Origin of the sequence: Frankia sp. AiPa1, assembly GCF_023243075.1 — a bacterium.
Lineage (GTDB): Bacteria > Actinomycetota > Actinomycetes > Frankiales > Frankiaceae > Frankia.
In genome coordinates this window covers 1-11,947 of record NZ_JALKFZ020000036.1, presented here as the reverse complement: position 1 = coordinate 11,947, position 11,947 = coordinate 1, and the positions used below count along the sequence as shown (strand labels likewise).

The window sequence follows — 11,947 nt, the reverse complement described above, 5'->3', positions numbered from 1 at the left end:
CAATTTTCACATGGGACCGCTACCGTCAGCATCCGCACTTGCTCACCATGATCATTATGTCCGGTCCTGCGGTCGCGCGGCGGCACGGTCGTGCCCGCCGCCGGAGGCTCCGACGATCTACCAGGACCGCCCAACCGGGCCGAGGCGGGAGCAGCCTACCCACCCAAAAGTCCAGCTCAGCCCACCCTGTTGACCCCACCCTGTTGACCCCACCGTGTCGGCCTACTTCGGCACCCACCGACTTACGCAGGACATTTTTGACACAACCATGGCACATCTAAATCAATTCCCCACCATCTAATATCCATCGAAATATCAATGGCCTATCGGTGACACCCGAAGGCCAGATGACTACTCTCGGCGGCCAAATGGAGATAGCGGCTCACATTCTGTAGCGCCCCGCGTCAGGGGACAACCGTAGGGCCACAGGACCTCGCGCCTTTGTGGCTGAATCGGCTGCCAGGCGGACAGAGTCCTGACAGGCTGTCACAAGGGGGGCGGTAGGCGTCTCCTGTCGACCCTGACCCGGACGGAGACCGTGACCGAGGCGGACTACGCTCTCGAACTCGGCCGCCGGCTTCGCGCCGCGCGCAACCGGCGAGGCATGTCGCTGCTGGATGTCCAGGAGCGCACCGACGGCCGATGGACCGCCGGAACTCTCGGCGCCTACGAGCGAGGCTCCCGCACCCTGCGCGTGCACCGGCTGGTCGAGCTCGCCGAGCTCTACGACGTGCCCACAACCCTGCTGGTCCCGCCGGCACCCGACCGCCGCGAGGTCGACGGCCTCCCGCCGCTGGTCATCGACCTGCGCCGGCTGCGCAAGCTGCCACCGACCCGCACCGGCCCGCTGCGGCGCTGGATCGCGATCGTCCAGGTCCTGCGCTCGGACAACTCCCGGGACGTCCTGCGCCTGCGCCGTGGGGACCTGCAATCGCTGTCCCGGCTGTACAGCACAACGCCGGCGGTGCTCTACGAACGGCTGCGGGCCTGGGGTGCGCTGGTCGAGAACGAGCCGGCCACGCTCGGCGGTCGTCGGCGCAACGGCAGCGCTGCGCGCACCCCCCAGCAACGTAGCTGACCCGGCCACCCGCCCCAGCCCGGTCCCGTGGCCACCCCGCCGTGGCCACCCCGCCCCGCCCACCGCTCCTCGGCCGCAGGCGGCTTCCCGCCGGGCCCAGCTCCGGCCGCTCGGCTGGCTGGACAGCAGACCGGGACAGCGAGCGGGCCGGGACAGCGGGCCGAGACAGCGGGAAGGGACAGCGGGAAGGGACGGAAAACGCGACCACGGAACGCGGGCGCGAGCGCGAGGTGACCGGAAGTGATTCCCCTTTCGTCGGGCAGGATCCGTAGGATCGCCGAGTGGCGGAGATCCTGGCAGTCAGCGTCACGGGCCTCGTGAAGACCTACTCCGCGCATTCCGCTCCGGCGCGTTCCCGAGCGGGACGCCCGGTCCGGCGACGGGACGTCGGCGGTCGTCGCCGACGCGGTCCACGCGAGCCCGGCGGCGAGTTCCCGGCGGTGCTCGCGCCGTCTGCGGCGCGTCCCGCGGCCCGGGCTGACGGTCAGCGGCCGGCCGGCGGGCGCGTCCGAGCCGTCGACGGGCTGTCTCTTACGGTGCCGGTCGGCTCGGTGACGGCACTGCTCGGGCCGAACGGGGCCGGCAAGACGACGACGGTGGAGATCTGCGAGGGCTTCCGGAGTGCGGATGCGGGCGAGGTTCGGATCCTCGGCCGTGACCCGATCGCCGACGCGGCCGAGCTTCGGCCCCGGGTCGGCGTCATGCTGCAGGCCGGCGGGATGTACCCGGGGGCGCGGGCCGGGGAGATGCTGCGCCTGGTCGCCGCGCACCATCTCCACCCGTTGGACCCGGCGGTACTACTCGACCGGCTCGGGCTCACCGACGCCGCCGCCACCCCGTTCCGCCGCCTCTCCGGCGGCCAGCAGCAGCGGCTCTCGCTGGCCATGGCGGTCGTTGGCCGTCCCGAGCTGGTCTTCCTGGACGAGCCCACCGCTGGGCTGGACGTCGCCGGGCGCCGCACCACCTGGGAGCTGATCGAGGAGATGCGGGCCGCGGGCGTCACCGTCGTGCTCACCACACATGCCATGGACGAGGCCGAACGCCTTGCCGATCAGGTCTCCATCATCAACCACGGCCGGGTTGTCGCGACCGGATCCCCCGCCGAGCTCACCCGCGGCGGCGCCGAGGGCCAGCTGCGTTTCCGGGCCCCCGTCGGTCTGGAGCTGGGCAAGCTGCTGCTCGCGCTGCCCGACGGTACGGCCGCCCGGGAGGGCCCCTCCGGTCACTATCTGGTCGAGGGCACGGTCGACCCGCAGCTGCTCGCCGCCGTCACCGCCTGGTGCGCCGGCAACGGCGTGCTTGCCGAGGACCTGCGGGTCGAGCAGCGCACCCTGGAGGACGTCTTCGTGGAACTCACCGGTTCGGAGCTGCGCCCGTGACCGCCGCCGACGCGTTCGGCCCCGCGGGCGAGCTCAGCCCAGCGGGCCCTGGCGGTCTCGGTGCCGGCGGTCTCGGTGCCGGCGGGACTGGTGCCGGCGGGACTGGTGCCGGCGGGACTGGTGCCGGCGGGACTGGTGCCGGCGGGCTGCGGGGTGAGCGGCTGCTCGACCTGCGCCCGGCGCCCGGCGCCGCGACCCGGGCTCGGATGTTCGCCGCCCAGACCCGTCTCGAGCTGATCCTCACCCTGCGCCGCGGCGAGTCCGTCCTGCTCACGCTGATCATTCCGGTGGGCCTGTTGGCCTTCTTCACTGCCGTGGACGTGCTACCGCCCGACTCGGGACGCTCGGTGGACTTCCTGGTGCCCGGCGTCCTGGCATTGGCGATCATGTCGACGGCGTTCACCGGGCAGGCGATCGCCACCGGGTTCGAGCGTTCCTACGGTGTGCTCAAACGGCTCGGCGCGACCCCGCTGCCCCGCTCGGTCCTGCTTGCTGGCAAGACCGCGGCGGTGCTGGCCGTCGAGGTGCTACAGCTGCTGCTGCTGGTCGCGGTCGGCTTCGCCCTCGGCTGGGATCCCGGCGGGGGCGCGGCGGCGGTGCCGTTCGTGCTCCTGCTGGTGGTGCTGGGCACGGCGGCGTTCTCCGGCCTCGGCCTGCTCATGGCTGGCACGTTGCGGGCCGAGGCGACACTTGCCGCAGCCAATGGCGTCTACCTGTTGCTGCTGCTCATCGGTGGGGTCGTGTTCCCGCTGTCGAAGCTGCCCGGATGGCTGCGCGTGCTCGCCGAGGGCCTGCCCACCGCGGCCCTGTCCGACGGGCTGCGTCACGCCCTCGCCGACGGTGACGGGCCCGGGGTGCGTCCCCTGCTCGTGCTCGCAGCCTGGGCCGTGGCCAGCCTCGGGCTCGCCGCCCGAACGTTCCGCTGGGAGTAGTACGTCCCAGGAGTCGCACGTCACCGAGGCTCCGGCCTGAGTGGGCGCGCGGCCGGTGGGCGTGGTCGGAGCGGGAGTTACCATGGCAGCCGTGCCAACTTCTACAGCGCGTCGGAGGTTGCCGCTCGTCGGGCGCCGCGCGTTCCAGGTCGTCACCGCGGCCAACGTCGTCCTGCTCTCGCTGATCGTGGTCAGCGGCGGCGTGGTGCGCCTGAGCGGCTCGGGCCTGGGCTGCCCGACCTGGCCGCAGTGCGGCGACGGTTCGTTCACCCCGCACTCCGAGTACGCGCTGCACGGCGCGATCGAGTTCGGCAACCGGGTGGTCGGCCTGGTCGTCGGCGTGGTGGTGCTCATCACCCCGCTGATGGCGCTGCGGCTGCGCGACGGCCGGCGCCGCGATCTCACCCTGTTGTCGTTCGGGCTCTGGGCCGGTTACCTCGGCCAGGCGGTGCTCGGCGGGATCACGGTGCTGACGAAGCTGCATCCCGCGACCGTCGCCGGGCACTTCCTGCTGTCCATGGTGCTGCTGTGGAACGCGGTCGTTCTGGACCGTCGTGCCCGCCAGGGCGCGGGCCAGGTGGTTCCCGCCGTCGCGCCGGCGCTGCTGTGGCTGGCCCGGCTGCTCGTCCTCGCCGCCGCCGCGGTGCTCGTCCTCGGGACGGTCGTGACCGGCACCGGCCCGCACAGCGGCGACGCCACCCACCACCGCCGGTTCGGGTTCGACATCGTCACCGTCGCGCAGCTGCACGCCGACGGCGCGATGCTGCTCACCGGCCTCGCCGCCGCGATGGCCTTCGCCGTGCGGATCACCGCGGCTCCCGCGGCCGCCCGGCGCGAGTCGCTCGCGCTCGTCGCGACGATCGTGGCCCAGGCCGGAATCGGCTTCACCCAGTACTTCCTCGGCATCCCGTCCGGCCTGGTCGCCCTGCACATGGCCGGCGCCACCCTGATGTGGGTGGTCGCCCTACGCCTGTGGCTCGCGATGGCCGAGCACCCCGCGCTGAGGCCCGAGCCAGCGCCCGAAGCGGCAGCGGCAGCGGCAGCGGCAGCGGCAGCGGCAGCGGCAGCGGCAGCGGCAGCGGCAGCGGCAGCGGCAGCGGCAGCAAGGGATACCGTCATCGGCGCCTCCCCCGCGCCAGTCGCGCGAACCCCGGCGCCCGCCGGCCCTCCGCCAGCGGCGTCAACGCCCGCCGGCGCCGCTCGCTGACCGGGGCACCCCTGCGGCGACCCCGCCGGACGATTCAGGGTCGGCGCACCGCCACCAGCCGGCCAGAGTCACTCCCTGTAGCGGGATTTCCCGGGCCAGGCAGGACCAAGATCCAAACAGGTCGTCAAGGGCGTGATCGTGTCCGAATTGCCCCCCGCCACAACCTGTTTGGCCCGATCTCACTCGGCAGACCACTGCATGAAGTGACGATCGGCCGTCGGACGATCCGCAGCAGCAGGGTGCGCGATCATGCCTTTTGGATCAAGAGCCTCTGTGGGGCGACGACGATAGTGTGAGCGCCCGGAAGATCCGGACAGATCCCTGCGATATCGACCCCCCTGTCCGGCCGGTGGCGCCACCACCCCGAAAGCCATCACGGACAGTGAGATTCGCTGGGGGAACCCGGCCGCGAGCCGGAGATCCACGAGAAGCGACCTAGATCGGCCCGGGTCGGCGGCCACGGCATGCGGCAGGGGTGGTCGGAGTCGTCCCGGCCGCAGGCGACGGGCAGCAGGTGCCGCCGGGGCCGGTAAGCCCGGTAAGCCCGGTAAGGCCGGCCCAGGCAACCGGGACACGACTTGCTTCCACGTGGCCGCGTAGAGCGGCTCGAACCAGTCGAGGGGGCGTCCGGCGGCGGGTGCCTCGCCCGCGAGCCGGCGGGCCGCCGCCCGGACGTCGTCCGGCACAGCGCCGTCCGGCAGGGCGGGCCGGTCAGGCGACCAGGGCGGTGATGGCGATCGCGGCGAACAGCAGGGTCAGGTAGGTGATGGACATGTGGAACAGGCGCATGGGCCGCGGGTCCTCGCCGCGTGCGGTGCGCCGGACGACGCGGTGCGCCTCGGCGATGAACCAGCCGCCGACCGCAAGCGCGGCCACCAGGTAGAACCAGCCGGTGTGCGCCACCGGCACGAGCGCCAGGGAGGATGCGACCATCGCGTACGAGTAGCCGAGGATGCGCCGGGTCACCGTCTCGGGCGAGGCGACGACCGGCAGCATCGGAATGCCGGCGGCGGCGTAGTCGTCCCGGAAGCGCATGGCGAGCGCCCAGAAGTGCGGCGGCGTCCAGAAGAAGACGATCGCGAACAGCAACACCGCCGACCAGCCGACCGTTCCGGTGACCGCCGACCAGCCGATCAGCACCGGGAAACAGCCCGCGGCGCCACCGATGACGATGTTCGACGAGGTGCGGCGTTTGAGGCCGAGGGTGTAGACGAAGACGTAGAAGGCAATCGCGGTGAGCGAGAGCAGGGCTGACGGCCAGTTCACCAGGAAGCCGAACATCAGTGTCGAGGCGATGCCGGTCAGGATGCCGAACACCAGCGCCTCGGTCGGCGTGACCGTCGCGCGCACCAGCGGGCGGCGCCGGGTGCGGCCCATGACCTGATCGATGTCGCGGTCGACGTAACAGTTGATGGTGTTCGCACTGCCGGCCGACAGGGTGCCCGCGACCAGCGTGAGGGCGATGAGCCAGACCGAGGGCATCCCACGCTGGGCGAGCATCATCGCCGGCACCGTGGTGACCAGCAGCAGTTCGACGACGCGCAACTTCATCAGCGCGATGTAGGCACGGGCCTTCGCGCCCAGCGCGCTGAGGCCGCCGAGCATGCCCGCCGCGTCCCCCGTTGCCGGCCCGACCGGCACCGCACCCGCGCCGCCCGGCACCGCGAGCGACGCGCCGCCCCCGTTGGACCGGCTCACTCCGTTGGACCGGGCGACCCCGTTGGACGGCCTGGCGCGATGAGATCCACTGACCCCGTCGGACTTACTGGCGCTGTTCGAGGGCCTCACCCCGTTGGACGTCTTCACCCCGGTAGACGGGCTGACCCCGTTCGACAGCGCCAGGCCCTTTGACGGTGCCACGCCATTTGACAGCGCCACACCGTTCGACAGCGCCACGCCATTTGACGGCGCCACACCGTTCGACAGCGCCACACCGTTCGACGGTGTGACACCGTTGGAGGGCTTCACGCCGTTCGAGACACCCTTCGACGGCAGCACGCCGTGGGAAGCAGCTGCGGGAGACGGCGTCCCCGCGGCAGAGACAGCGCTCACGGTGCGGGCGGGCTCCTCGGCTGGCGGCGAGACGGACAGGCCGGTGGAGCGGGCCACGGCCGCGGTCGACGTGGCCGGGATCCGCGGCTGGGCCTGAGGCTGATGCGGGACGTGGCTGAGCTCGGGCTGGGCCACCGAGTCGGCGACCACGGCGTTGGCGTCCAGCGAGCCGGCGATCACCGATGGGGAGATGTCCGACCGCACCGGTCCGCGTTTGGTGACGCGCCGGCGACGAAGGGCGGCCTCGGTAGACAGAGCGACCTCGCGATCGGCGGGATCGGCGGACGACCCGCACTGGACGGAGCCCCGGTGACGGAGCGCACGGTGTTCTACGACGTGTCGGAGTCTAGCTGCCGGATCGCGGCGCATGCGCGCCGGCCGCGCCTGGATCCCCCTGGCCGGGCCTGCGGTCTGGCTCACGTCCGCCCAGGGCGACGGCACGGGCGGACGCACCGGCCCAATCCGACCAGGTGATCCCCCCGACCAGGCGGACGCCACCGTGGTAGTCGTCTCGGCGTGGTGTCGCTCACGGGCCACGTACAGGCAGTTCGTCGCGGCTGTTCTTCCAACCGCTACCCGGACGTCACGGAGGCGCGCCGTGAGGGATCAAACTGGAACCAGACTGGGATGACGCAGGCCTGGCGGGGTAGGGGCTCGAGGGGGTGGACCGGATGGACCGTGGCCCCACCCTCGCGGCGTCGCGTCCGGCCGCAGGCTCCGGCCGCGCCCTGGGCTGGTTCGGTGGCGTCCCTGCTCCGGCCCAGCAGCTTCACGGGGCTGGCCTGGCCGCGCCCCTGGGCTGGTTCGGTGGCGTCCCTGGTCCGGCCCAGCAGCGTCACGGGCTGGCCTGGCCGCGCCCCTGGGCCGGGCCAGCAGCGTCCAGCGACGCCACGCCGGTGTGGGTTCGGCCACCAAGGCCGGATCCGCGGCTGTTCCTGGCATCACCCGCGCCGAGAACAGCTTGACATCGTGTGAATGACCCATCGCCGCGGAGAGGAAACACACCACCGATGAGCACCCCCCTGTCCGAGCTCTCGGCCGCCGGAGTGGCGGTCTGGTTGGACGACATCAGCCGGCAGCGGCTGCGGACCGGCAACCTCGCCGATCTGGTCGCTACCCGGGACGTCGTCGGGGTGACCAGCAACCCGACGATCTTCCAGAAGGCGATCGGTTCCGGCGACGACTACTCCGAGCAGCTGCACGACCTCAAGGTCCGCGGCGTGGACATCGGCGAGGCGGTACGCGCCATCACCGCCGCTGACGTTCGCGAGGCCTGTGACGTGCTGCGCGGCGCCTATGACGCCAGCGGTGGCGTCGACGGCCGCGTCTCCCTGGAGGTCGACCCACGCCTGGCCCACGACACCGAGCGCACCATCGCCGAGGCCCGCGCGCTGTGGTGGCTCGTCGACCGACCGAATCTGTTCATCAAGATCCCGGCCACCCTGGCGGGCCTGCCGGCGATCACCAAGGTGATCGCGGAGGGGATCAGCGTCAACGTCACACTGATCTTCGGGCTGGACCGGTACGACGCGGTGATCGACGCGTACCAGAGCGGCATCGAGCAGGCCCTGTCCGCCGGGCGGGACGTGTCGGACCTCGCGTCGGTGGCGTCGTTCTTCGTCAGCAGGGTCGACACCGAGGTGGACTCGCGCCTGGACAAGGTCGGCACTCCGCAGGCGAAAGCCCTGCACACCAAGGCAGCGATCGCGAACGCGCGGCTGGCCTACGAGCGCTATGAGAAGGCGTTCGGCACGCCCCGCTGGGCGGCGCTGGCCGCCCAGGGTGCCAAGCCGCAGCGCCCGCTGTGGGCATCCACCTCGACGAAGGACCCGTCGCTGCCGGACACGATCTACGTGGCCGAGCTGATCGCCCCCGGCACCGTCAACACGATGCCCGAGGCGACGCTGCAGGCGTTCGCCGACCACGGCACGGTCGCCGGTGACACGATCCGCCCGCACTACGACGACGCCCGAGCCGTGTTCGCCCGGCTCGCCGAGCTCGGCATCGACCTCGACGACGTGATCGAGACCCTGGAGGCCCAGGGCGTGCAGAAGTTCGAGGACTCCTGGAACCAGCTGCTCGACACGGTGGCGCGGCAGCTCGGCAGGACCGATGCCGCCCGCTGACCCGCCCACCTCTGACCGGCCCGCCCAGGGCCGGCGCGCGACCGACCGGCGCACGACGAACGCGAAGGGGGAACGGGTGGCGCCCACGGTGAGCTCCAACCCGCTGCGAGACCCACGGGACCGCAGACTGCCACGGCTGCCGGACGCCAGCGCCCTGGTGGTGTTCGGCGTGACCGGTGACCTGAGCCGCAAGAAGCTGATCCCGGCCGTCTACGACCTGGCCAACCGTGGCCTGCTGCCGCCGGGGTTCGTGCTGCTCGGCTTTGCCCGGCGCGACTGGGGGCACGGCGACTTCGCCCAGTTCGCCCGCGAGTCCGCCGAGAAGGGTGCGCGCACACCGTTTCGCGCCGAGGTCTGGGACCGGCTGGCGAACTCCATCCGGTTCGTGCCGGGCGCGTTCGACGACGACGCGGCGTTCGACCAGCTCGTCTCCATGCTCGCGGAGCTCGAGCACAGCCACGGCATCGGCGGCAACGCGGCGTTCTACCTGTCGGTCCCGCCGTCGGCGTTCCCGGTCGTGCTCAAGCAGATGCAGCGCACCGGGCTCGCTGGCACCGGGGGCGGCGCGTGGCGGCGGGTCGTCATCGAGAAGCCGTTCGGGCATGACCTCGACTCCGCCCGCGAGCTGAACTCTCTGGTGGACGACGTGTTCACGCCGGCCGGGGTCTACCGGATCGACCACTACCTCGGCAAGGAGACGGTGCAGAACCTGTTCGCGCTGCGGTTCGCGAACACGCTGTTCGAGCCGATCTGGAACTCGCAGTTCGTCGACTCGGTGCAGATCACGATGGCCGAGGACGTCGGCATCGGCACCCGCGCCGGCTTCTACGACGAGACCGGCGCCGCCCGCGACGTCCTGCAGAACCACCTGCTGCAACTGCTCGCGCTCACCGCGATGGAGGAGCCGGTCAGCTTCAGCGCGGAGACCATCCGCACCGAGAAGATCAAGGTGTTGCGGGCGGTCTCGCTGCCGGACGACCTCGGCCGGTACGCGATCCGCGGGCAGTACGAGCAGGGTTGGCTCGCCGGCGAGCGGGTCGTCGGCTACCTCGACGAGAAGGACATCCCGCCGGACTCGCGGACCGAGACCTACGCCGCGGTACGACTGGGCATCGAGACGCGGCGCTGGGCCGGCGTGCCGTTCTATCTGCGCACCGGCAAACGGCTGCCGCGGCGGGTGACCGAGATCGCGATCGTGTTCAAGAAGGCGCCGCACCTGCCCTTCGACCAGACCGACACCGCGGAACTCGGCAACAATCAGCTCGTCATCCGGGTGCAGCCCGACGAGGGCGTCACGCTCAAGTTCGGCTCGAAGGTGCCGGGCTCCGCGATGGAGGTCCGCGACGTGGCGATGGACTTCCTGTTCGGCGAGGCGTTCACTGAGGCGCTGCCCGAGGCCTACGAGCGGCTCATCCTCGACGTACTGCTCGGCGACGCGACGCTGTTCCCGAACAACGCCGAGGTCGAGGAGTCCTGGCGGATCATCGACCCGCTCGAGGAGCACTGGGCGAGCACGACGCCGTACCGCTACCGGGCCGGAAGCTGGGGTCCGTCGGCCGCCGACGAGATGCTCGCCCTCGACGACCGCCGCTGGCGGCGCCCATGAGTTCGGTGACGCGCCCGGCGGCGCGTCCGACACACAGCGGCGCCCAGATCGACAGCCGTTCCCCGGTCGACAGCCGTTCCCCGGTCGAGAGGAGCCACTCGTGACCACACTGTGGGACACCACCGGAACCGATGTGGTCAAGGCGCTCGCCGCCGAACGGCGCGCGGCCGGTGCCCTCGCCTTCGGGCTGGCGCTCACCCTCGTCGCCGTCGTCGACGAGAAGAACGTGAGCGAGGCCGAGAGTGCCGCCACGCAGGCGGCCTCCGCGCATCCGTGCCGACTGCTGCTGGTCGTGCGCCGCCAGATCGACGCGCCGCACCCACGCCTGGACGCGGAGGTATCGATCGGCGGGCGGCTCGGCCCGGGTGAGGCCGTCGTGATGCGGATGTCCGGACGGCTCGCGCTGCACGCCGAGTCGGTCGTGCTGCCACTGCTCGCCCCGGACGCCCCCGTCGTCACCTGGTGGCACGACGGGCCGCCGACCCGGATCGCCTACGACCCGCTGGGCGTGTTCGCCGACCGGCGGGTCACCGACGTCACCCAGGCACCCGACCCGCTGTCCGCCCTCAACCAGCGGGCCGCGGACTTCGCCCCAGGCGACACCGACCTCGCCTGGACCCGGCTCTCCCCCTGGCGCACCCTGCTCGCGGCAGCGTTCGACGCGGCCAGTGACCATCCGACCGCGGCAACGATCAACGCCGGGCGGGCGAACCCGAGCGCGCAGCTGTTCGCCGGGTGGCTGCGCAACCGTCTCGGCGTGCCCGTCACGGTCGAGGAGACCGCCAGCACGCCCGCCATCACCAGCGTCACCGTCAAGTTCGGCAGCGACCGGCTCGCCATCACCCGCACCGACACGCATTCGGCAACGATCTCCCGATCCGGCTACCCGGACCGGGTGCTGCCGCTGGTCGACGGCGGCCTTGGCGACCTGCTCGCCGAGGAGCTACGCCGCCTGGACGACGACGTCACCTACGCCGAGGCACTCGGCACCTGGAGCAGCCTGCCGAACCTGGCCTCCCGCTCCGAGCACCGCGAGCACGTCTGGCGCGACCCGATGCAGCACACCCCGGCCCCCGTCCCCGTCGGATCAGTCGCGGGTGCGAGCGCGGCCCCGTCAACCGCCTCCACCCCGACGGCGTCCGCCGACCGGACGGCGAACGCCGCGTCGAGTGGCGGGCCGGCTCGTGGGCCGGCTCGTGGGCCGGGCACGGCGGGGTCCGCTGGACGTCCGAAGGCGGGAGGCAGCGCGTGACGGCCGAACCGCTGCTGGTGCCGCACGCCGACGCGGGCATCCTCGCCCGCGCCGTCGCCGCCCGTCTGATCACCCGGCTCGTGGACGGACAGGCCGCCCGGGGGGAGGCGTCGGTGGTCCTCACCGGCGGCGGCATCGGCATCGCCCTGCTGCGCGCCGTGCGGGCCAGCGCCGCCTTCGACGCGGTGGACTGGTCCCGAGTCGATGTGTGGTGGGGGGGGGGGGGGGGGGGGGGGGGGCGCCCCCCCCCCCCCCCCCCCCCCCCCCCCCCCCCCCCCCCCCCCCCCCCCCCCCCCCCCCCCCCCCCCCCCCCCC

At 72.3% G+C, this 11,947-nt stretch carries 9 protein-coding genes; 8 read left to right on the top strand and 1 reads right to left on the bottom strand.

The window, feature by feature from the left end; translation table 11 throughout:
- Positions 1–538 precede the first annotated feature (538 nt).
- From MXD95_RS06020 to MXD95_RS06005, 4 genes are all read left to right on the top strand, one after another.
- Positions 539–1,078, top strand: coding sequence for a helix-turn-helix domain-containing protein (locus tag MXD95_RS06020; protein WP_250639538.1), 540 nt, complete (start codon positions 539–541; stop codon positions 1,076–1,078).
- Positions 1,079–1,359: 281 nt separating this feature from the next.
- The gene (locus tag MXD95_RS06015; RefSeq protein ID WP_250639537.1) at positions 1,360–2,457 is read left to right on the top strand and encodes an ABC transporter ATP-binding protein; all 1,098 of its coding nucleotides are present in this window, start codon (positions 1,360–1,362) and stop codon (positions 2,455–2,457) included.
- A 206-nt stretch (positions 2,458–2,663) separates the two neighbouring features.
- Positions 2,664–3,389: an ABC transporter permease gene (locus MXD95_RS06010; RefSeq protein ID WP_250639541.1), complete on the top strand. Its 726-nt coding sequence runs from the start codon at positions 2,664–2,666 to the stop codon at positions 3,387–3,389.
- 82 nt (positions 3,390–3,471) lie between these two features.
- Positions 3,472–4,596, top strand: a complete 1,125-nt coding sequence (locus MXD95_RS06005) for a COX15/CtaA family protein (protein WP_250639536.1) — start codon at positions 3,472–3,474, stop codon at positions 4,594–4,596.
- A 711-nt stretch (positions 4,597–5,307) separates the two neighbouring features.
- Here the strand turns inward: MXD95_RS06005 and MXD95_RS06000 are convergent.
- The gene (locus tag MXD95_RS06000) at positions 5,308–6,180 is read right to left on the bottom strand and encodes a heme o synthase (protein WP_480024007.1); all 873 of its coding nucleotides are present in this window, start codon (positions 6,178–6,180) and stop codon (positions 5,308–5,310) included.
- 1,478 nt (positions 6,181–7,658) lie between these two features.
- Here MXD95_RS06000 and tal point away from each other — a divergent pair.
- The 4 genes from tal to MXD95_RS05980 form a co-directional block, all read left to right on the top strand.
- A complete protein-coding gene (gene tal / locus MXD95_RS05995; RefSeq protein WP_250639535.1) occupies positions 7,659–8,774 on the top strand; it encodes a transaldolase in 1,116 nt (371 codons plus the stop codon).
- Between the two features lie 76 nt (positions 8,775–8,850).
- On the top strand, positions 8,851–10,380 hold the full coding sequence (gene zwf / locus MXD95_RS05990; RefSeq protein ID WP_250639539.1) for a glucose-6-phosphate dehydrogenase: 1,530 nt from the start codon (positions 8,851–8,853) through the stop codon (positions 10,378–10,380).
- Between the two features lie 100 nt (positions 10,381–10,480).
- On the top strand, positions 10,481–11,632 hold the full coding sequence (locus tag MXD95_RS05985) for a glucose-6-phosphate dehydrogenase assembly protein OpcA (protein WP_250639534.1): 1,152 nt from the start codon (positions 10,481–10,483) through the stop codon (positions 11,630–11,632).
- On the top strand, positions 11,629–11,947 hold a 319-nt coding region (locus MXD95_RS05980; RefSeq protein WP_250639533.1), incomplete at its 3' end, for a 6-phosphogluconolactonase. The genes MXD95_RS05985 and MXD95_RS05980, both read left to right, overlap by 4 nt.

Coding starts and splice junctions, on each gene's coding strand:
- MXD95_RS06010 (WP_250639541.1), top strand. CDS start 2,664: ATGTTCGCCGCCCAGACCCGTCTCGAGCTGATCCTCACCCTGCGCCGC.
- MXD95_RS06005 (WP_250639536.1), top strand. CDS start 3,472: ATGGCAGCCGTGCCAACTTCTACAGCGCGTCGGAGGTTGCCGCTCGTC.
- tal (WP_250639535.1), top strand. CDS start 7,659: ATGAGCACCCCCCTGTCCGAGCTCTCGGCCGCCGGAGTGGCGGTCTGG.